The sequence below is a fragment of the Cobetia sp. 5-11-6-3 genome (assembly GCF_013374055.1).
Classification (GTDB): domain Bacteria; phylum Pseudomonadota; class Gammaproteobacteria; order Pseudomonadales; family Halomonadaceae; genus Cobetia; species Cobetia marina.
In genome coordinates this window covers 171,579-192,293 of record NZ_BLWJ01000007.1, presented here as the reverse complement: position 1 = coordinate 192,293, position 20,715 = coordinate 171,579, and the positions used below count along the sequence as shown (strand labels likewise).

General features: G+C 61.9%; 22 protein-coding genes. 12 read left to right on the top strand and 10 right to left on the bottom strand.

The window, feature by feature from the left end; all coding sequences use genetic code 11:
• Nucleotides 1-25: 25 nt before the first annotated feature.
• Nucleotides 26-973 carry a bifunctional methylenetetrahydrofolate dehydrogenase/methenyltetrahydrofolate cyclohydrolase FolD gene (gene folD / locus HXS66_RS13070; RefSeq protein WP_176503734.1) on the bottom strand — a complete coding sequence of 316 codons (948 nt, stop codon included), beginning with the start codon at nt 971-973 and terminating at the stop codon, nt 26-28.
• A gap of 95 nt (nt 974-1,068) precedes the next feature.
• Entirely contained in the window at nt 1,069-1,947 is an 879-nt protein-coding gene (gene purU, locus HXS66_RS13065) for a formyltetrahydrofolate deformylase (RefSeq protein WP_176503733.1), read from the bottom strand.
• Between the two features lie 451 nt (nt 1,948-2,398).
• On the opposite strand from purU, the gene HXS66_RS13060 reads away from it, so the two are divergent.
• Both HXS66_RS13060 and HXS66_RS13055 read left to right on the top strand, forming a co-directional pair.
• Entirely contained in the window at nt 2,399-2,725 is a 327-nt protein-coding gene (locus HXS66_RS13060; protein WP_176503732.1) for a hypothetical protein, read from the top strand.
• A gap of 383 nt (nt 2,726-3,108) precedes the next feature.
• Nucleotides 3,109-3,360 carry a hypothetical protein gene (locus HXS66_RS13055; protein ID WP_176503731.1) on the top strand — a complete coding sequence of 84 codons (252 nt, stop codon included), beginning with the start codon at nt 3,109-3,111 and terminating at the stop codon, nt 3,358-3,360.
• Between the two features lie 178 nt (nt 3,361-3,538).
• On the opposite strand, the gene HXS66_RS13050 is transcribed toward HXS66_RS13055, so the two are convergent.
• Nucleotides 3,539-4,426: a LysR family transcriptional regulator gene (locus HXS66_RS13050; RefSeq protein ID WP_176503730.1), complete on the bottom strand. Its 888-nt coding sequence runs from the start codon at nt 4,424-4,426 to the stop codon at nt 3,539-3,541.
• A 122-nt stretch (nt 4,427-4,548) separates the two neighbouring features.
• On the opposite strand from HXS66_RS13050, the gene HXS66_RS13045 reads away from it, so the two are divergent.
• From HXS66_RS13045 to HXS66_RS13020, 6 genes are all read left to right on the top strand, one after another.
• Complete coding sequence (locus tag HXS66_RS13045; protein ID WP_024952318.1) at nt 4,549-4,839, top strand: putative quinol monooxygenase; 291 nt, start codon at nt 4,549-4,551, stop codon at nt 4,837-4,839.
• A gap of 14 nt (nt 4,840-4,853) precedes the next feature.
• Nucleotides 4,854-5,000 (top strand): hypothetical protein, encoded by a 147-nt coding sequence (locus HXS66_RS13040; RefSeq protein ID WP_176503729.1) that lies wholly within the window; start codon nt 4,854-4,856, stop codon nt 4,998-5,000.
• Between the two features lie 138 nt (nt 5,001-5,138).
• Nucleotides 5,139-6,329 (top strand): L-dopachrome tautomerase-related protein, encoded by a 1,191-nt coding sequence (locus HXS66_RS13035; protein ID WP_176503728.1) that lies wholly within the window; start codon nt 5,139-5,141, stop codon nt 6,327-6,329.
• Between the two features lie 324 nt (nt 6,330-6,653).
• Nucleotides 6,654-7,667 (top strand): zinc-binding alcohol dehydrogenase family protein, encoded by a 1,014-nt coding sequence (locus HXS66_RS13030; protein WP_176503727.1) that lies wholly within the window; start codon nt 6,654-6,656, stop codon nt 7,665-7,667.
• Between the two features lie 450 nt (nt 7,668-8,117).
• Nucleotides 8,118-8,666, top strand: coding sequence for an RcnB family protein (locus HXS66_RS13025; protein ID WP_176503726.1), 549 nt, complete (start codon nt 8,118-8,120; stop codon nt 8,664-8,666).
• Between the two features lie 231 nt (nt 8,667-8,897).
• Nucleotides 8,898-9,347 (top strand): RcnB family protein, encoded by a 450-nt coding sequence (locus tag HXS66_RS13020; protein ID WP_176503725.1) that lies wholly within the window; start codon nt 8,898-8,900, stop codon nt 9,345-9,347.
• Between the two features lie 167 nt (nt 9,348-9,514).
• On the opposite strand, the gene HXS66_RS13015 is transcribed toward HXS66_RS13020, so the two are convergent.
• The 7 genes from HXS66_RS13015 to HXS66_RS12985 all read right to left on the bottom strand — a co-directional run bounded on the left by HXS66_RS13015 (nt 9,515) and on the right by HXS66_RS12985 (nt 16,822).
• The gene (locus tag HXS66_RS13015; protein WP_176503724.1) at nt 9,515-10,921 is read right to left on the bottom strand and encodes an amidase; all 1,407 of its coding nucleotides are present in this window, start codon (nt 10,919-10,921) and stop codon (nt 9,515-9,517) included.
• On the bottom strand, nt 10,918-11,601 hold the full coding sequence (locus HXS66_RS13010) for a DUF2848 domain-containing protein (RefSeq protein WP_176503723.1): 684 nt from the start codon (nt 11,599-11,601) through the stop codon (nt 10,918-10,920). Before HXS66_RS13010 ends, HXS66_RS13015 begins: the two co-directional genes overlap by 4 nt.
• 113 nt (nt 11,602-11,714) lie before the next feature.
• A complete protein-coding gene (locus tag HXS66_RS13005; RefSeq protein ID WP_077377031.1) occupies nt 11,715-12,995 on the bottom strand; it encodes a TRAP transporter large permease in 1,281 nt (426 codons plus the stop codon).
• Nucleotides 12,995-13,600 (bottom strand): TRAP transporter small permease subunit, encoded by a 606-nt coding sequence (locus HXS66_RS13000; protein WP_054555982.1) that lies wholly within the window; start codon nt 13,598-13,600, stop codon nt 12,995-12,997. Before HXS66_RS13000 ends, HXS66_RS13005 begins: the two co-directional genes overlap by 1 nt.
• A gap of 164 nt (nt 13,601-13,764) precedes the next feature.
• Nucleotides 13,765-14,811, bottom strand: coding sequence for a TRAP transporter substrate-binding protein (locus HXS66_RS12995; RefSeq protein ID WP_240704140.1), 1,047 nt, complete (start codon nt 14,809-14,811; stop codon nt 13,765-13,767).
• A 92-nt stretch (nt 14,812-14,903) separates the two neighbouring features.
• Nucleotides 14,904-15,704: a putative hydro-lyase gene (locus HXS66_RS12990; RefSeq protein ID WP_176503722.1), complete on the bottom strand. Its 801-nt coding sequence runs from the start codon at nt 15,702-15,704 to the stop codon at nt 14,904-14,906.
• 215 nt (nt 15,705-15,919) lie between these two features.
• Nucleotides 15,920-16,822: a LysR family transcriptional regulator gene (locus tag HXS66_RS12985; protein ID WP_136937950.1), complete on the bottom strand. Its 903-nt coding sequence runs from the start codon at nt 16,820-16,822 to the stop codon at nt 15,920-15,922.
• Between the two features lie 138 nt (nt 16,823-16,960).
• Between HXS66_RS12985 and HXS66_RS12980 the strand changes: the two genes are divergently transcribed.
• The 4 genes from HXS66_RS12980 to dctP all read left to right on the top strand — a co-directional run bounded on the left by HXS66_RS12980 (nt 16,961) and on the right by dctP (nt 20,653).
• Nucleotides 16,961-17,146: a hypothetical protein gene (locus tag HXS66_RS12980; protein WP_176503721.1), complete on the top strand. Its 186-nt coding sequence runs from the start codon at nt 16,961-16,963 to the stop codon at nt 17,144-17,146.
• Nucleotides 17,147-17,300: 154 nt separating this feature from the next.
• Nucleotides 17,301-18,230 carry a LysR family transcriptional regulator gene (locus HXS66_RS12975; RefSeq protein WP_136937949.1) on the top strand — a complete coding sequence of 310 codons (930 nt, stop codon included), beginning with the start codon at nt 17,301-17,303 and terminating at the stop codon, nt 18,228-18,230.
• A gap of 125 nt (nt 18,231-18,355) precedes the next feature.
• Nucleotides 18,356-19,231 (top strand): MBL fold metallo-hydrolase, encoded by an 876-nt coding sequence (locus tag HXS66_RS12970; protein WP_176503720.1) that lies wholly within the window; start codon nt 18,356-18,358, stop codon nt 19,229-19,231.
• A 393-nt stretch (nt 19,232-19,624) separates the two neighbouring features.
• Entirely contained in the window at nt 19,625-20,653 is a 1,029-nt protein-coding gene (gene dctP, locus HXS66_RS12965) for a TRAP transporter substrate-binding protein DctP (RefSeq protein ID WP_077377013.1), read from the top strand.
• The last annotated feature ends 62 nt before the right edge of the window (nt 20,654-20,715 follow it).

The following is a 20,715-nucleotide window of genomic DNA, read 5'->3' as shown; positions in this document are numbered from 1 at the left end:
TACGCGCAGGCGTACCTCTAGTGGTTCAGGCCGACTGGCGACGCGCGGCAGTCAGGGTGTTGGCAAGCAGGCAGGCGATGGTCATCGGGCCGACGCCCCCCGGGACAGGCGTGATGGCACCCGCGATCTTGCTGACCGCAGCGAAGTCCACATCCCCGACCAGTCGCGTGCGCGCCTTGCCGGTAGGGCTTTGCTCGGCGGACTGCGCGATGCGATTGATGCCCACATCGATGACCACGGCGCCGGGCTTGATCCAGTCAGTTCCGATCATGTTCGGGCGACCGACGGCAGCCACCACGATATCGGCCTGGCGGCAGAGTTCGGCGGGATTCTGGCTGCGTGAGTGCAGCTGGGTGACGCTGCAGTTGGCGGCCAGCAGCAGGCTGGCCATCGGCTTGCCGACGATGTTGGAGCGCCCGATGATCACCGCATGCAGGCCGGAAAGATCCCCACCGCGCTCGGTAAAGGTGTCACGCAGCAGGCGCATGCAGCCGGTGGGCGTGCAGGGCGCCAGGGCATCGGCCCCTTGGACCAGCGCCCCGACGTTCATGCGATGGAAGCCGTCGACGTCCTTGGCGGGATCGATGGCCTCCAGCACCGCGTCTTCCTGGATATGCGACGGCAGCGGCAGCTGGACGAGAATGCCGTGCACATCAGCGTCGGCATTGAGCTTCGCTACCAGCGCCAGCAGCTCGGCCTCGAGGGTCTCGCTGGGCAGGATGTGCTCGAAGGACTGCATGCCACACTCGACGGTACGCTTGAGCTTGTTGCGCACATACACCTGACTTGCCGGGTCCTCGCCGACCAGCACGACGGCAAGCCCCGGTATCACGCCCTGTCGTGCGAGGCCGGCGACCTCTGCCGTGACTTCCTCCAGCAGTCGCGCCGAGGCGGCCTTGCCATCGATCACGGCGGCGGTGGGCTGTGCGAGTGTCTCGTCCACGATCGCGGTGGGTGTCGCTTGGGTATTCATGACTGCGCTTCCTCCCTTGGGTGACGGCCGATGATTCACACGTGGTCTGTCTTGAAGGCTTGTGTGACGCCTTGCTTGAAGACTTATTTGACGCCTTACTTGAAAATCACGGTGCGATCATTGGCGAGGAAGACGCGGTGTTCGATGTGATAGCGCACGGCATTGGTCAGCGCCTGGGTCTCGGTATTGCGGCCGGCGGCAACCAGGTCATCCGGGGCGAAGTTGTGCTCGACCCGCTGTACGGCCTGATCGATGATAGGCCCTTCGTCGAGGTCTGCCGTGACGTAGTGGGCGGTGGCACCGATCAGCTTGACCCCGCGGGCGTGTGCCTGGTGGTAGGGCTTGGCGCCCTTGAAGCCCGGCAGGAAGGAGTGGTGGATGTTGATGGCGCGCCCGGCCAGCTTCTGGCACAGCTCATCGGAGAGAATCTGCATGTAGCGCGCCAGTACCACCAGTTGAGTGCCGGTTTCCTCGACGATGTCCATCAAGGCTGCTTCCTGGCGCGCCTTGGTGTCCCTGGTGATCGGCAGGTAGACGAAGCGGATGCCTTCGCGCTCGACCATCGGGCGCAGGTCCAGGTGGTTGGAGACGACCGCGGTGATCTGCATGTCCAGCTCACCCTTGCGATAGTGGTAGAGCAGATCATCCAGGCAATGGTCGAACTTGGAGACCATGATCAGCACCGGCATCTTGTCCTTGCCACCGTGGATCTGCCACTGCATCTCGAAGGGCGCCGCCACATCTTCAAAGGCCTGACGCATACGCTCGATATCGCCTTCGATGCCCGTGTTGAAACGGAAGCGTGCGCGCAGGAAGAACTGCCCCTTGTCCTCATCATCGTACTGCGCCAGCTCACTGATGTAGCACTCGTGAGTGGTCAGGAAGGTGGTGATGGCCGCCACGATGCCGGACGTCGCCGGGCAGCTGATGGTGAGGATGAAGTGATCGTCTGAGGTGCAGGTCGCGTGAGGCATTCTGGGCTCCGATGTCGGCAGAAAGGCATTGTTGTTGTGATATGAAGAATCTCATTCACTGACGTGGTTTCGATTCGGTTATTTCCTGTCAGTGACTTAATTTTCTTCTCAAGTAAATAACAATGTTTTTCTGGCGCTGGGTCAAGCCTGATCGACACGTCGACCGGTGTTAGTGTCCATGAAATGAAGACAATGATTCACTGATGAATCTTTACCGCTTTTGGGGATCGTGGAGCAGGGTAAAGCCATGAGGCGGGCGAGGGTGGGACAGGTGCCTGATGAGACACGCTCGTCTCGAGTTGGCTACAGCCTGCGAGCAACGTGAAAGGAATCGTCATATCCCGGTTGGGCAATTGCTGGCTGCAATATCAACACGTTAGTGTGCACTCATTGTATGCCTTGAGGTGTGACCTCTTGAGCGGTATTCCTGCAAGACAATGAGGTAGACACGATGCGCACATTGACGATCGCGGCACTGATGGTGGCCAGCATGGCCGGTTCCAGCGTGGCGATGGCCGGCAACCCGGTCGATGATGGCCATGCTGCCAAGTCCCAGTACACCCAGCACAAGGACAGCGTCAGGACCTCTGCCCAATCCCACAAGGCGGCCGCTTCCGGGCAGGTGGCTGACAAGTCCTCTCACGTTGCCAGCAAGGCCCACGATGCCAAGTCCAAGGTGAGCAACAAGGCGAGCGATGCCAGGTCCAAGGCGAGCGATACCAATTCCCGCTATCAGAAGAAGAACTATGCTGACGTGCTCAAGAACGAGCGCCACTGATGGCATGACGCTTTTGCTCGGCACGGCTTGAGTCGGGCAGTTGCCCGCTGTTGACAAGACCCCCTGAAGCCTCCGGTTGCAGGGGGTCTTTGCATGCCGGGCACGCTCCTTGAGATCCGCGCCTGACTGGCGCGGCAGGCGGTGTGCCTCTGGTGTGCGTCATCAGACGCTGACGTCGCGTGTTTCATACGCTCGCCTCGACAAGATGCAAGCATTCGTCAAGCGAGCCTGACTGGCTTGCGAACATAAATATCAAGGAGTTAGTGTGCCACCACCCTGTCTCCCTGGACCCTGGTCTTCAGGTCAGGAAGGGGACAATTCGCGAGTAGAGAGGAGTAGGTACGATGCGCAGGATGACGATTGCAGCACTCATGGTAATGGGCATGGCTGGCTCCTCAGTGGCAATGGCAAATTCCTACACTGATGCGGCGAAGGACAGTGCCAAGTCCCAGTACACCACAGCCAAGGACAACGCCAGTTCCAAGGTGACTTCCCGGACTGACAGTGCCTCTTCCAAGGTCAGCTCTGCCAAGCACAAGGCAAGTGACAAGGCCAGCTCTGCCAAGGCCAAGACAAGTGACAAGGTCAGCTCTGCCAAGTCCACCAAGTCCAGCTACGAAGACAAGTTCAAGTGATCTGATCCCCCTGGATTCGGGGGAGTCATGTGACACCCAGTCCCCGTCAGCCTCAGGCTGGCGGGGGCTTTTTCGTGGGGGGATCCCCAAGGCCGCGCAGGAGTCGTCTCTCGCCGGGAAGTGCGTTCTGCCCGGCACGCCATGAGGAGAATGAGCGAGCCGGACGGGCATTGGCAGATCAGTGGTCCGAAAAGGTCTCGACCAGATGCTGGGCGAAGGCCTGCACGCGGCGTGGTTGAGCGCGGGCGGGCGGGAACAGCAGCTGAAGCGGTGAGGGCGGAGCAGCGTGCTCCGGCAGCAGCTCCACGAGGCGACCCTCGCGCAAGTCATCCGCCACGTCGACTTCCGATTTCAGGGCGATACCAAACCCTTCCAGACACCATTGACGCACCAGCTCCCCATCATTGGCGATGCGATTGCCGCTGACGGTGACGATCTGCGGCACCTTGTGGTTGCCGAAGTGCCATTCATTGTCGAGGCTCTTGCCAAAGCGCATCACCAGACAGTTGTGGTGCTTGAGATCGGCCGGCGTCAGCGGTGCGGGGTGCTGCGCCAGATAGGCGGGAGAGGCACACAGCAGGCGACGTTTCTGGCCCAGATGACGCACGCGCAGCGTGCTGTCCATGATGGTGCCGAAACGCAGCGCAAGATCGATCCCCTGACTGACGATATCGATGTAACTGTCCGACAGCAGCAGCTCTATCTCGATGGTGGGGTGCTGACGCTGAAATTCGGTGATGGCGCGTGACAGGGCGTTGCGACCCAGATCGCTCGGTGCGCTGATGCGAATTCGACCGGTGAGTGTCTGGGCGCCCAGGCGGATGCGGGTCTCAAGCTCCGAGACACTGTCGAGCAGACCACGGGCTTCTTCCATCAGCGTGCGGCCCTCTTCGGTCAGGCTGATGGCACGTGTGGTGCGGTTGAGCAGCACCACCCCGTAGTGCGCCTCCAGTGAAGCCAGACGCTCCGATACCGTCGTCGGCGACAGTCCCGTCTCGCGCCCCGCGGCGGTCAGGCTGCCTTTCTCGACGATGGTCAGAAACAGCGCGATGTTGTCCAGTAGCATTGTGCGGTTTTTCCGAATTATCTTTGCGAAAAGGGGATGTTTATACGGACAAGGCTTGTGACTAGGATGATCACATCGCTTGAGCAACTCAAGCCTTCCTGACACATCACGGAGTTCCTTCCATGTCCCAGTTGACCATCATCGCCAATATCCACGCCAAGCCGGACCAGATCGAGAAGGTCAAGGCGGCGCTTCTCAAGCTGGTGCCGATCACCCGCGCTGAAGAAGGCTGCCTCACGTACACCCTGCATCAGAACAACGAGAATCCGGCACATTTCACCTTTCACGAGAACTGGGTCTCGCGTGAGCTGTGGCAGCAGCACATGCAGGCACCGCATCTGGAAGAGTACGTGGCAGCGACAGAAGGCGCGGTCACTGAGTTCACCTTGCAAGAGATGACGGCTTTCGCCTGAGGTGTGGCCTTCGGGTGATAGGTGGTCCTGATATTCCACGCAGGCAATACAGGCTTGCTCGCCAGCTCATCGGCGCCGCGGCGCTCAAGGATCTCTCCCAGCTCTATATCGGCAATCCGCGTCTCAGTGAACTGGAAGATGGACTGCGCCGTCGCGCCTGATTCTTTGCGCCTGATTCGTCGCACCTCAATCTCTACAACCCCCGGGCGATGACCACGTCATCGTCCAGTCTCTCTATCTCATCTTCATCGACCCTGCCGGCCCGGCGCACAGCGCCAACCGGCGGGCTAGGAGTCCCCATGCGTTTTTCTCGCCTCAAGACTGTCATCTTCATCGCCTCGCTGGGCGTCAGCGCTGCCTCTACCGTGCAGGCTGATGCCACAACGGCTGAAGCCTCCGCCGACAACCACCAGAGCGCCGCAGCCAGTGCCTGGAGCCACGCGACCCTCAGTACCTTTGCCGAGTACTCGGACACCCGCCCCGGCAATATCACCTTCACGCCGGATGGCCGCCTGATCATGTCCCAGCAGCCACTCGATGCTCCGGCACTGCGCGTGGTCGAGATCACCCAGGACGGCAAGCGTGTGCCATTCCCGACCCTGGATTGGGCCGATGGCCCGGCAGAAGGCGAGGTCGGCATCGCGTCAATCATCGGCGTACATTCCGACCGTCAGGGCGTGGTGTGGATGCTCGACATGGGCAGTCAGGACAGTGCGCCCAAGCTGGTGGGCTGGGATACCTGCAGTGATTCGCTCAAGAAGGTGATCCCGCTTGGGGGAGACAGCGTGCTGCCGATCTCCTTCCTGCAGGATTTCGTCATCGATGAAAGGCGCGGCAAGATCTATATCGCGGACATGACCTTCACTGCCCCCGCCTCCCACATGAAACCGGCCTTCGTGGTGGTGGATATCGCCAGTGGCAAGACGCGCCGTGTGCTGCAGAGCGATGAAAGGCTGATGCCGGTGGCGCATGACATGGTCATCAATGGGCGTCTGATGGCGGCCAAGGGCGATGGTGATGGCGAGGGAGAGCAGAGTGGCGGGCCGAAGCCCTGGTACCTGGGCTTGAACGCCATCGCCTTCGATCCGGAAGATGACGTCGTCTATTTCGGTGGCGTGAACGGCAGTGAGATCTATCGCCTGCCAGCGGCTGAGCTGGCCGATGACACTGCCACACAGGCGGAGCTGTCGAGCGCCATTACGCATTACGCCACCAAGCGTCCCAATGATGGCTTCATCTTCGACGCCAGTCGCGGCGGCATCATTGCCGGTGACGCAGAGCACAATGCGCTGACCTTCTCCTCTCCCGAAGGCATGTCGGTCATTGCCCAGGATGATGAGCGTCTGCGCTGGCCGGATGGCTTCGCCTTCGCGCCCGATGGCAGCCTCTACCTCACCACCAATCAGCTGAATGCTCACCCGGCGCTCAATCAGGATGTCGATGGCAGCGACAAGCCTTACTACCTGCTCAAGCTGACACCCGCCAACTGACAGGCTCTGCTGGCGGCAGGCGAAGGGCTTGTCTGGCCAGTCCTTCGCCCTGTCTTGCCTGTCAGCGTATTTCCCCAACGCAGGACGTGTCTGATGACCGTCCTGCGTTGTCGTCTCTTGCCCTTCGCCTCTGTAGCCGACGACCCGCTGGTGTCTCCCTGGAGGCAACCCGCAAACTCGCTACTCATTATCCGCTTTATCCGGATTAACTTTGCGGATATGGGTCGTTTTTACGCTCAGCCCATGGAGTTAGCATGGTGTCATCGCTTCACGGCAAGGCCATTCAGCGCTGCCGTGACTGACATGATCTCAGGAGAGACTTTGATGAAAGCCATTGGTTACTACGCTGCCGGTTCCATCGATCGTGATGATGCCCTGGTCGATATCGAATTGGACACACCGGTCGCCACCGGTCACGACCTGCTGGTCAAGGTTGCCGCTGTCTCGGTCAACCCGGTGGACTACAAGATCCGCGAAAGCCGCGAGCCGACCGCAGGCGAAGCTGCCGTCATCGGCTGGGACGCCGTAGGGGAAGTCGTCGCCGTCGGTGACAAGGTCACTTCCTTCGCCGCAGGTGACAAGGTCTGGTATGCCGGCGATATCACCCGCGCCGGTACCAACAGCGAATTCCATCTGGTGGATGAGCGCATCGTCGGTCATGCGCCCAGGTCCGTTGAGGTCCATGAGGCGGCTGCGCTGCCGCTGACCACGCTGACCGGCTTCGAGATGCTCTTCGATCGCCTGCGTGTCACCGAGCCGGTACCCGGCGCTGCACGTGCCATCCTGATCATCGGCGGGGCCGGTGGCGTGGGCTCCATCACCATCCAACTGCTGCGCGCACTGACGGATCTGACCATCATTGCCACCGCGTCACGTCCAGAAACCCAAGCGTGGGTCACGTCGCTGGGCGCGCATCACGTCATCGACCACAGCCAGCCGTTGCCGGCGCAGATCGAGGCATTGGGCATCGGTGCACCGGCCTTCGTGTTCTCGACCAATTTCTCCGAGCACTACGCACCGCAAGTGGCTGAGTTGATCGCGCCGCAGGGGCGTTTCGGCATGATCGATGATCCGCAGACCCTCGATGTGGTGCCGTTCAAGGGCAAGGCCGTGTCCATCCACTGGGAGCTGATGTTCACTCGCTCACTGTTCACCACCGCTGATATCGCGCGTCAGGGCGAGATCCTCACCAAGGTGGCGGGTCTGCTGGACACTGGCAAGATCACCTCCACGGCAACGGAGACCTTCGGCACCATCAATGCCGAAAATCTCAAGCGCGCACATGCCTTGCTGGAAAGCGGCAAGGCCAGGGGCAAGATCGTGCTTGAAGGCTTCTGATCGAACCCACTGCTGAGGCGGTGACGTGAAAGGCGTGCGGCCGGGCAACCGGTCGCACGCCTGTGTCCGGGAGAGGGGCTGCCAATATCCTGGTCAGCGACGAGCGCCGGGCATCGCTGGCGCATGAAGGCGCGCAGGCCATCGTACACGGCAACCCTTGGCTCTATGACCGCCTCACGGGGTGAGTCGAGACGGTGGCGGCAGTACGTTGCCGAGATCCCGGGGATCACCTCTCATCTGGGTCAGATGGGCGATATCTGGCGTCAAGTGCTTGTCAGGCATATAAAAGATCGTTCCGATGAGAGTTATCCGACCGCACATTGCGCTGCTGACGCGTTATGCTGAGAGGGGAGAACAGGGGGCCTGACACATCGCTTCCCGGGACCACTTATGGTTGTCTGAGCCGGGCTCAGGGCGCCAGAGGCATACAGCCTGACGAGGAGACAAGACATGAACAGGTGGTCATTGACGGGGCTGACTCTGGCGTTGGCGTTGTTGGGTGCCTCGGTGGTGCAGGCCGAGGCCGCGGATGACGGCAAGAGTCATGAGGAGCAGCTCAAGAAGAAGCACGAAGCGCTAGAAGGGCAGGCCAAGGCTGAACGCGTTCAGGCCGAGCAGATGCATGAGCTGAAGCAGATCCAGAAACAACGCCAGGCTGCAGAAGCGCAGGCGGACAAGGCGGTTGCGGACAAGGGTGCCCCGGCCAAGGCGGTTGCGGACAAGGCTGTTCCGACCAAGGCCGTTGCGGACAAGGCCGCCCCGGAGACTCCTCCGGCAGGAAAGTCCGATACGAAGGCAGCGTCACCTGGGCCTCTGCTCAGACGTGGCGGTCAGTTGCCCGATGCCTTGGCGTCTGACAAGGCGCTCTGGGTGGAGGACTGGCAGCGACATCAGCTACCCGAACCTGGCGAAGGTCAGCGCTGGCTTCAGCTTCGCAGCGGATTCGTCCTGACGGATATTCAGAGCGGCACCATTGAAGAGATACTGCTTGGGCCGTGAACCGCACTTCTGACATGACACCCGTGACAGGATCTCGTCGTGTTGCGTGGTATCTCTGTCGGTAAGTCGCGACATCTATGGGTATCTTGGCGACAACTTCGGTCACATTGTCGGGAAACGTGAAGAAACCTGCGCAGACTTGCAGAGTGCAGCGTAAGTCATCAGAATTAGGGAACAGTGTTTTCTAATTCCCGGTGTTGAACGTGCCCGGGCATGACGAGGAGATCGAAGATGCGCAACCGCACCCTGACAGTCTGCAGCATGGTGATTGCCCTGATGAGCGCCTCCGTCGCGCAGGCGGCTCCTGATGATCGTGATGATCGTGGGCAAGGCCAGCATCAGCAGCAACGCAAGCACTCTCAAGGCAATCAGCAAGGTAATCAGCAAGGCAACCATCAAGGCAATCAGCAAGGTCAGAAGCACCAGGCCAAGCAGCAACATGCAGCGCAAGGACACGGCAAGGCCCGTGCGGGGCATCATTCCGCTGGGCCCCAGCACTGGAAGCGGGGCGACCACGTCTCGCGCGATTATTACGGCAACAAGCGTTACTGGGTAAGTGACTGGAAGGCACACCACCTGTCCCGGCCGCCGGAAGGGCATCGCTGGTTGAATGTGGATGGCCGCTACGTTCTGACGGCCGTCGCGACCGGTGTGATCACGGCGATCATTCTCAATCAGTGATGCCGCCTGGACTGACAGTCCATTGACGACGCCATGGCATCGCACAATGAAAACCGTGTCATCAGAACCGTGTCATGAAAAAGGGGCCTCCAGATGGAGGCCCCTTTTTTCGTCTTGCGGTCAGCCGTCGCTGCGGTCAGCCGTCGCTGCGGTCAGCCGGGACAGCATCATCGGGCCAGCAGTGTCTCCAGCGCCTGGGCGACGCGCAGCAGCGCCACATCCTGACCCTGAGGGCGTGACAGCATCAGGCCCAGCGGTTCCTCGTTCTGTGGTGCCGGCGCGGGAATCGAGATCGAGCTGGCATCCAGATAGTTGAAGACGCTGGTGTTGCGCAGCGCACGCTTGTTGAGCTGGGCAAACAGCGCGCCATCCTGCTCCAGCAGGTCACGACGCGGGGCGCGCATGGCCACGGTCGGCATCAGCACCGCATCGACATCCTGCACCTGCTGAGCGAAGCGTTGCTGGATGGCGGTGCGCGGCCACAGGCGCGCCAGATACTCGCTGGCCGTGATGTCACGCCCGCCATTCAGGCGCTCGGCGATCAGCGGATCATACTGATCTTCATGGGCAGCCAGCAGTTCGTGATGCACGGCGGCCGCTTCCGGAATAACCAGCCCGCCGCGCTGATTGATGGCGTAAGCGGCCTCGATGGCCTCGACCGGCACGCGCTTGAGACGAACACCCAGCCCCTCGAGTCGTTCCAGCAGGGCGGCGAAGTCGGCGGCCACATCGGCATCCACTTCACTGACCAGCTCGCTCTCCGGCACCAGCAGCGTCAGCGGGCGAGTGAGCGGCGTCGGGTCAGCGACCTCACCGCTCAGGACTTCCCACAGCGTGCGACAGCAGGCGACGCTGGGCGCGATGGGCCCGATACAGTCCAGGCTCGGTGACAGCGGAAAGGCGCCATCTCCCGGCACGCTGGCCTGTGACGGCTTGAAGCCCGTCAGCCCACAGAAGGCCGCCGGAATCCGCAGCGAGCCGCCGGTATCGCTGCCCAGGGTCGCCGCGGCCAGCCCGAAGGCGACGGAGGCCGCCCCGCCGGAGGTCGAACCGCCGGTGATGCGCTCGCCATCGAAGGGGTTGGGCGGCGTGCCGACGTGCGGGTTGAGGCCAAGGCCAGAAAACGCGAACTCGCTCATGCTGGTGCGACCGGCATGCAGGATGCCGGCGGCTTTCAGGCGGCTCAGCGCCGGAGCGTCCTGGCTTGCCGGGTGACTCTCTGCCAGTGCCCGCGAGCCTGCCAGCGTCGTCATGCCGGCCTCATCGAAGAGATCCTTGATCGAGACCGGGACCCCTCCCAGCGGCAACGACGTCGCAGCCGCCTGCAGTTGCTGCTGGGCCGCTGCCTGCGCGCTCATGACCGCGTCATCGCGGCTGATGATGCTGTGGCTGGCGGTCTCACCCAGGGCCTGGTGGCGCTCGGCAAGCACCGTGGCAGTCTGCTCGGGACCGAAACTGCCTGCCTGATAGGCGGCCAGCAGCTGCGTCAACGTACGCTGGCGGGACGAGCGCGCCCAGAGTTCCCGGGCGTTGTCCATCTTCACGCGCTCAGCGCTCATGCCTTCATCACTCATGCCACCACCTCAAGTTCTTCCACCTCGTAACGGTGCTCGATGCGACGACCCGTCTGCGGGTCGATCAGGCGCATGGTAAAGCTCGGGCTGGGGCGGATGCCACCGATCGCCGGCACGGTACCGCACAGCAGCACGCTGTTGGGGGCCAGGCTGCCATCCTTGGCGATGGCGGCGGGCAGGCGCTCCATCAGGGTGGCGACCGGCAGCAGCTCGGCGAGGGTGCCCTGCTGGTAGCGCACGGTCTTGCCGGCGTCCTCGATCTCGCTTTCGATCTCGAGGCTGTCCCAGTGGTCGATGACCTCACTGAGCTTCCAGGCATGACGGGCAATCGGCTTGGCGCACAGCTGCTTGGATTCGGCGACGCCGACGGCTTCGAGCTTGCGGTCGGTGTGATCCGAGGCAATCGTCACCCACAGAGTGCCCTCGGCGTCGCTGACCAGACAGGTCTCGACCTCACCGGAGCCTTCGCCGCCGAGCATCGCGACCTGAGAGGCCTGGGTCAGCGTCTCGCGGCTCACGCGGTAGAACAGCGGAGTCTGGGAGGGCGGTGCCACACCCAGCAGCTTGAGCTCGTCGATATGGTGCTGCACGCCTTCCTGGTCGCGTCCGGCCCAGCCGGCAATCGCGACGCGTTGGATATCAAGGGTGAATTCGCCGTTGTCATGGGTAAAGGTCAGCATGGTTTATCGCTCCGTTATCGGGGTTGTCGTTGTTCTTTGAAAAATTCTTGAATGAACGGTGTGGCGCCAATGACACCTGCCGGCTTGCCAGCAGGTGCCAGGCAAGAGCAGGTTTACAGTGCCGAAGGCAGCCACAGCGCGATCTGCGGGAAGGCCACCAGCAGCGCTGCCATCACCAGCATCGCGCCCAGATACGGCAGGGTGCCGATGATGACGTCGGCGAAGGCTTCGCCACGCCGTGAGGCCTGCACGATGTAGAGATTCAAGCCGACTGGCGGGGTGATCAGCGCCAGCTCGACGAACAGGATCATCACGATGCCGAACCACACCTTGTCGTAACCGGCCGCGACGATCAGCGGGGTGACGATGGGAATGGTGATGACCATCAGCGACAGGGTCTCGATGAAGAAGCCGAGCACGATGAACAGCGCGATCACCGCCATCAGCAGCGCGAAGGGACCCAGGTCATAGGCTTCGAGCAGGCCGGTGACCTGCTGGACCATGCCGGAGGAGGCCAGCGCGAAGTTGAGGAAGGAGGCCGCCATGATGATGAACAGGATCATCGAGGTGGTCTTGACGGTGCCGTCCAGCGCGCGGCTGATCATCGACAGGTTCAGCGAGCGGTTGATGGCGGCGAGGCCCAGTGAGGCCAGCACGCCGATGGCGGCGGCTTCGGTGGGCGTCGCCCAGCCCAGATAGATGGAGCCGACGATGACGATGAACAGCACCAGCAGCGGCAGCAGGAACGACAGGCTCTTGAGGCGGGTGCTCCAGCTCGCGCTCTTGCGCGGGCCGCCCAGCGATGGCTTCCAGACACACAGCAGCAGCGAGGCCAGCATGAACAGCGCCGCCAGGCCGAGGCCCGGAACCAGGCCGGCCATGAACAGCTTCGGGATGGAGGTCTCGGTCAGGAAGCCATAGACGATCAGGTTGATCGACGGCGGGATCAGGATGCCGAGGGTGCCGCCCGCGGCGATGCTGCCGCAGAACAGCTTGGGGTCGTAGCCGAGCTTCTTGCCCTGAGGGAGCGCCACGGTCGAGACCGTCGCCGCTGTCGCGACCGAGGAGCCGGAGGTCGCCGAGAACAGCGCCGAGGTAGTGATGTTGGCATGCAGAAGACCGCCCGGCAGCCACGACAGCCAGTGGTCCATCGCGCGGTAGGCCTTCTCGGCGATGCCGGCGCGCACGATGATCTCGCCCATCAGCACGAAGAGCGGAATCGCGATCAGCAGGAAGGAGTCCGCGGCAGACCACAGGTTCTGGCCCAGTGCCTTGGTCAGCGGGAAGAAGGAATAGAACTGGTCGATCCCGAAGGCGAGCAGGAAGAGGGTGACCGCAACGGGAATGCCGGCCAGCAGCAGGGTGAGGATACCTACCGAAAGAAAGCCCAACATCAGCGTGTCTCCTTGGTCGTGGAGGCCGCCTGGGCCAGAGCCCCTTCGCTTTCTCCGTGATCGGGGCCGGCCAGTGTCTCCAGCGTGGTGGTATCACGCAGACAGGCGGCAACGAGAACGCGCAGTCCCAGCACGCTGGTGGTGATCGCGAACCAGGCATAACCGGACAGCCACAGCAGCTGCGGAATCCACAGCGGTGTCGCCAACGGGGTATTGGCGGTGGAGCCGTTGCTCAGCGACTTGCCGAGCACCGGCCAGGCATTGATCAGGATTACCCAGGCCACCAGGTTCAGCGCCAGCATCGCGAGGATATCCAGAGTGTGGCGCGAGAAGGCCGGCAGCTTGCCATGCACGACATCGATACGGATGTGGGCACGCTCCATCAGGGTATGGGACAGACCCCACGCCGAGAGCATCGCCAGCACATAGCCGGCATATTCGTGCACGCCGGGCAGCGGATGATTGAACAGTTGGCGCATGAGGATTTCCGCGCCGATGAAGACCACGACGGCCAGCAGCAACAGGCCCATCAGGCGTGCGGCGTGGCGCGATATCGCACGTGTCAGGGACACGAGGACATCGAGTGCGTGAAGGAAGGAGTTCATGAGTCGGGTCCTGCTGGGGCGGTGAACGACGCTGATCCGTGCCAATCAGGCGAGGTGCGGGCGTTCAGCGCCGTGTCTCTGGGGAGCATGTCTGCCGTATCCGGGCAGGGCGGGGCTTTCGGCCCCTGCTCACGAACAGCCCTTCGCGAGCAGGGGCCGTTGGATCACTCCGCGGTGGCGGTCAGGCCGACGACCTTGCCGACACTCTCGTTCCAGGCCGTGCGCGTCTCGGCATCGACACGTGCCGCCCAGGCAGGCAGAACGGTGTCCTCGAGCGCCGCACGTGCGCGTTTGGCATCGTCATCGCTGAAGTCGACCAGCGTCATGTCGGCGCTCTTGCCCAGCGGGCAATCGCCTTCGCCGGTCAGACAGGCCACGCCTCGCGCGGTCTCGCCACGCGCGTTTTCCCACACCGGCGCGGTGAATTCGCTGTCCACCTGTTGCTGGATCAGCGTCTGGCTATCAGCGCTCAGGCTCTGCCACTTGTCCTGATTGATGGCGGTGATCACGTAATCCCAGCCGCCCAGCGGCAGCGGCATAAGATGGCTGGAGACTTCGTGCCAGCCGGCGCTGTAGCCGGAGAGCGAACCGGTGACGGCGCAGTCGATCACGCCACGTTCCAGGGAGCCCGGCACCTCGTTGAAGGCGATGTTGAGGCTCTGCGCGCCCAGCGCCTCGATGAACTCACCGGTGGAGCGGCCGCTGGCACGTACCTTCTTGTCCTTCAGACCATCGAGCCCTTCGATCGGGGTATTGCAGAACAGCACCTGGGCCGGATACGGCACGATCGCCAGCACATGGCTGTTGAAGCGCTTGTTCATGGCGGATTCGGCCAGTGGGCGGAAGGCTTCGGCCACCTTCTGGGCCTCCTCGGCCGTCGGGGCCATCATCGGCAGATCCAGACCTTCGAGTTCCGGCGCGTCCGACACGGTGTAATCCGCGACGGTCATGCCGACATCGAAGACGCCATCGCCCAGGTAGCGATAGACGTCGGAGCCAGGGATGCCCATCTGGTCGAAGGTGGTCACCTGGGTGCTGAGTTCACCGCTGCTGGCAGCTGGCAGCGTCTCGCTCCAGAAGGGCTTCTCGAACTGACGGTTGAGCTCAAGGCTGCTCCAGCTGCCTACCACGTTGAGGGTGTCGGCAGCATTGGCGCTACCGGCAGCGGCGAGCGCGAGACCAAGGGCGGAGAGGGCAAAACGTGTCTTCATGGGAGTCACCATTGTTGTTGTGCATCTGGTGTTATCGAAAGAATCTGACGGTCTTGTCTGTTGCGGAGCAGGTCCGTGGCTCCCACAAGCGGTCATCCGTATTTGAGGCGATGATTGGGGATATCGGTGATCAGCATGTGGCCCGGGCTGTGTGCGATGGCCAACGGCAGGCGCGCCTTCTCCAGCGCCAGTTGCGGCGTGACGCCACAGGCCCAGAACACCGGCAGGTCGCCTGTCTCAAGCGTAGGTGCATCGCCGAAATCAGGGCTGTTGATATCGGAAATGCCGATCAAGGCGGGGTCACCCAGATGGACGGGCGCGCCGTGGACGCGGGGCATGTCGGTGGTGATCTGGATCGCGCGAATGGCATGCGCCGCCGACATCGGACGCAGGGACACCACCAGGTTGCCGTGGAAACGACCAGTACTGATCAGCGGAATGTTGGTGCGATACATCGGCACATTGCGCTTCAGGCGCGCATGGCGAACCTCGACGCCTTCGTTGAGCAGCGCCTCTTCAAACGAGAACGAGCAACCGATGGAAAACGCCACGAAATCGTCCTGCCACAGGGCGGCGATATCCGTGCGCGTTTCTTCAAGCTTGCCGTGACGGTAGATGTGATAGGCGGGCAGGTCGTGGCGCAGGTCGATGTGCTCACCGAGCCCTGTCGGGGCGGGAGAACCGACGGCCGTGACATCCAGCAACGGGCAGGCCTTGGGATTGGCCTGGCAGAACTGCAGGAATTCGCCGGCAGCCTCGGCTGGCAGGATGATCAGGTTCGTCTGGGCAAAGCCTGCAGCGATACCGCTGGTGTGGCTGGCCCAATGACCGCTGCGGATCTGCTCGCGCGCCTCGCGGGGGGACGACGCGGCACTGAGAAGTGTCTGGGGCATCGTGGGGGCTTCTTGTGAAGTTGTTGTTGTCTGTCTTCACCATAAGAAGCACGCCCGGATAAATCCAATCGATTTTTATCGAGTCAAGCCATCGGAAATTCCTTTCATGTGGTGTATGAAATGGCCCGTCGCAGGCCCGCGAGACGTGAGCGAGACAGGAAACGTGGGAGCAGGAACATGGGGGATGCGAGAGCGTCGTTGGCAGACAGCGATGCTCAGGACAGGCGTGAATGCGCCTCCTGATCCTGGCGGGCGATCTCGATGGCCAGTTCACACACGCCTTCGGCGAGGGCGCTTTCCATATGGGTCGGCCAGGAGGCGGTGAAGGTCAGCTCGGGCAGGTCGCAGGGCAGGCTGAGCAGGGTGCCCTGGCGGATTTCCTCGGCGACGATGCGCGGCGGGATGGCGCCGACGCCCAGGCCATCCAGGGTCATGCGCACGATGGTCCACAAGGAGCTTGAGCAATGCAGCTTCACGTCATCGAGTCCCATCTGATGCAGCATGGAGCCAAGTTCATGGTGCGGCCGGCTGTTGCGGGCAAACGAGATCAGCGGCAGAGCATTCAGGCGTCGCAAGGAGAAGTTGTCTTCGGTGAAGCCAAGAGACGGGCTGGTCACGAAGCCCATCGTGTAGTTGCACAGAAAGCGGTTGAGCACGTTTTCCGCCGTGACCGGCCCCATCAGGAAGGCGAGATCGATATCGCCGGCGGTGAGCATGGCGGCAAGCCCCGGGGAGCTGTCGACTTCCAGTTCCAGGGTGAGATCCGGGTAACGGCGCGCCAGTTCGGCCAGAAAGCCGGGCAGCCAGCTGTGCGCCACGGTCTCCACGACGCCCAGTCGCAACACGCCCTGGAAGGGCGTGCTCAACGCCATCATGGACAGCGCTTTCTGGCGCGCTTCCAGCAGCGCCTCGGCGTGACGATAGAATTCGCGCCCCTTGAGAGTGGGCTGTACCGGTCGGCGAGTGCGCTCCAGCAGGCGGGTTTCCAGGGTGGTTTCCAGCTTGTTGATACGTTCGGAAATCGACGGCTGGGTCAGATGCAGATGCTGGGCAGCCAGTCGGAACGACCCCAGGCGAGTGATCCACACGAAGGCTTCCACTTCCTTGAAATCGAACATGGCCAGATCCTGTCGTGATTGATGCCGCAAGCTTGGGGCTCACATTACCATTCGTTAAGAAATTGCGTTCTCGATGGCGTGCATTCCGGTACGATGTGGAGCATCGAGAAATGTGTATTTTCAAGAAAGGAAATGATGATGCAGTCTAGCGTGCGAGTTGTCAGCCTTGTGATGCTGAGTGCCCTTGTCATGGCGGGGTGCAGTTATACACCGGCGCGGATCGATGCCGAACCCATCATCGAAATCGGTGATGGACATCATGATCACAAGCGTGGAGGCGGCGACTTCTGTCCGCCGGGGCAGGCCAAGAAAGGCAACTGCTGATCACGTCGAACCACAAGGAGCCGCTCATGCGGCTCCTTTTTCGTTGTCGCTCGCTTCCTGATATGGGCCTCTGGAGTCGCTTGATCTGCAAGGATATCCTGAGTGATCCGAGTCTTGCCTCTTCCTCCACTGCTGCTGGCGGGTACCGTATTCCATGCTCAATCCCAAGGCGCTGACGGCGCTGAATGAAATCATCCGTCGCGGCTCACTGCGCCGTGCGGCACGGCACCTGAATCTCGACCCTTCCGCCGTCAGCCGCCAGATCAAGCAGCTGGAAGAAGAGGTGGGTGTCGCGCTGTGCGAGCGCAGCGAGACGGGCATGCGTGCGACCCAGGCCGGGGTGTTGCTGCTGGATCATTTCCATCGTCAGCAGGCGGCGGAGGCCGCAGCGCTCTCGCAGCTGAGTGCCCTGCAGGGGCTGCGTAGCGGTGAGGTGCGAATCGCGGTGGGCGAGGGCTTCATCGCCGATCTGATCTCGCTGCCCTTGCAGAGCTTCATGGCACGTCATCCCGGCATCGAGGTGGTGGTACGCATGGCCGGCGTGAATGAGGCGACCGAGCTGTTGCGCGACTTCGAGGTGGATATCGCGCTGCTCTACGCCCCGCCGGTAGACCCGATTCTCTGCTGTCATGTGGAGACCTGTCAGCCGTTGGATCTGATCGTGCCGGCGGCACATCCGCTGCTCGAGATCGGCAAGCCATTGACGCTCGCACAGGTGGCGGATTGGCCACTGGCATTGATCGACGAGTGCACCGGCATGCGCCAGATGGTGAATCAGGCGGCGCAGCAGGAGCGGGTCTCGCTGCGCGCGCAATTGCGCACCAATTCCGTCTCGGTGCTCAAGAACTTCGTGCGCTCGGGAATCGGTGTCACCTTCATGCCCGAGCTCAGCGTAGTGGAGGAGTTGCGGCGTGGCGATATCTGCCTGCTGCCGATGCAGCATCCGGCCCTGGCACAGACCCGCGCGCAGATGTGTACGCGGCGCGGGCGTGAGATGACGGTGGCCGTCGAGGCCTGCCTTACCCACCTGCAGCAGGGATTGCGGTTCTTCACCGCAGATGCGCCACGTCTGCTCGGCAAGTGACACCCGCTGGACAGCGCCGCGAGTGGGTCAATCCTCGGCGCATCCAGTCTTGACGGCTTCTCGTATCAGAGTCTGGGCATAGTGATATCTCACGACAACAACACCTGATGCGAGGATTTCCTCCGATGCTGAGCCCCCTCAAGACACTACTGGCGCTGGCAGCGCTTCCTTTCAGTCTGCAGGCCCAGGCCTATGAGATAGAACCTCTCGGAGAGGGGCTCTATCGCTTCATCGATGATCGCCATCGCTCCGTGTTCATGATCACCGATCAGGGCGCGCTGGTGACGGACCCGATGAATCACGCTGCGGCGAGCTGGTTGAACAACGAGATCAAGCAGCGCTTCGACACTCCGGTTCGCTATGTGGTGTATAGCCACAACCACAGTGATCACATCTATGGCGGCGAGGTCTTCGACACGCCGGATACCACCTTCATCGCGCACCGGCTGGCAGCTCAGGATATCGCCAGCACCCGGGCGAAGGCCGTACCGCCGGATCTCGTCTTCGAGGATGAAATGACCTTGCGACTGGGCGGCAAGGAAGTCCAGCTGCGCTATCACGGCCCGAATGACGGGCGCGGGTCGATCAGCATGTACTTCAAGGACCACGCCACGATGTTCGTGGTCGACTGGATCGTCATCGGACGCATGCCATGGCAGAAGCTCTGGAGTTATGACATCCAGGGCATGATCAACTCGACGCGTGAAGTGCTGGAATATGACTTCGATACCTTCGTTGGCGGGCATGCCGAGATCGGTGATCACGCCGATGTCGAACGCTACCTGACCTATCTGGAGTCACTGTATTCCCAGGTGACGGAGGGCATTCTCGCCGGCAAGTCACTGGAGCAGATCCAGCAGGAGGTCGATCTCTCCGAGTACAGGGATCTGGCTCAGTATGAGGAGTGGGTCGGTCTCAATATCGAGGGCGTACATGAACGCCTGAAGGAAGAGTCCGGCATGGGCTGGCGTAGTGATCTCAAGGGGGAGCATACCCACTGACGATGTAGCGCCTCGTTCAGCCCTGCTTCGCTCAACACTGCCTCGTTCAGCACGGCCTCGCCGTGTCATTGAAATGGCCCCGAAAACTCCGGTTTTCGGGGCCATTCTGGTCTTGGGGTACGTCAGGTCTTGGGGTACGTCAGGTCTTTGGATACGTCAGGTCTTTGGATATGTCAGGTCTGTGGGAACGCCAAGCCAGAGATGGGCTTGTCAGGTCCAATGGGTGTGGACGAAAAAACAACACTCGCACGATTGATTAGTCTACAGCGACAACGCTACTTTCGACGTGTGAGGGTAACGCCCACCACCTGGCTGGCCACAGTGCCATATCCCCGGGACGGCGTTTCTCCCGCCGCATACCACCGATATCTACAAAAACAAAAGGGAATCCACATGTCCTTGTCCAAGACATCTCTGCTGCGCAAGACGCTTACCGGTTCCACTCTGGCGCTCAGCCTGCTGGCGGCCAGCGTGCAGGCCCAGACCATCAATCTCAGCTACAACGGCGCACCGGATGCCGACAAGAATGCCGTGCACGTCTTTGCCAGCAACCTGAAGACGCTGGTGGAAGAGAAGACCGATGGTGAGCTGGAGCTCAAGCTCTACCCCAACAGCATGTTGGGCGAGGAGCAGGAGCGCATGGAGCAGGTCATCAGCGCACCGAGCCTGAACATCGCCTCCTTCGCGGGCATGGCCCCCATCGTGCCGGAAGTCTATGTCAGCGCCACGCCGTTCATGTTCGACGGCTTTGATGAGGCGCGTCGTTTCTTCGATGAAGGTCAGTACTGGCAGCAGGTGCAGCAACTGTTCAGTGAGCGCACCAACGGCGCCGAGATTCTGGCCGTCGTGGAGGAAGGGGGCTTTCTGGCGTTCACCAACGACAAGCGTCCGATCACCAGCCCCGATGACTTCGAGGGGCTTCGCTTCCGCGCGATGGACCCGAGCCAGGTAGCGCTCTATGAGGCCTTCGGCGCCTCGGGTACGCCGATTCCGTGGACGGAAGTCTATATGGCGCTGCGTACCGGGGTGGCGGATGGCCAGATGAACCCGCCGATGTACATCCTGCTGGGCAGTCTGCAGGAAGTGCAGAAGTACCTGACGCTGGCCAACATCCAATACTCGGATCAGTTCCTGGTCGCCAATGGTCAGCTGCTCGAGAGCCTGTCTGATGAAGAGCGCACCGCACTGCTCGAATCAGTCAAGGAAGCCAATGCTCAGGCCCGTCAGGACAACCAGAGCCAGGTCGAGTCACGCATCGCCTTGCTTGAAGAGCAGGGCATGCAAGTGATCCGCCCGAGCGAGGCAGACCTCGAGGCATTTCGCAGCAAGGGCCAGCCGGCCTACCTCGAGTGGCTCAAGAGTCAGGACATCGCACCAGAGCTGATCGATACCGCGATGAAGGATGCCGGTCTCTCTTCATGAGGGGCATGTGAGGCGCGCGGTTTCCACAGCGCTCAAGTGCCCAGGCGCCTCTCGACGTGAGA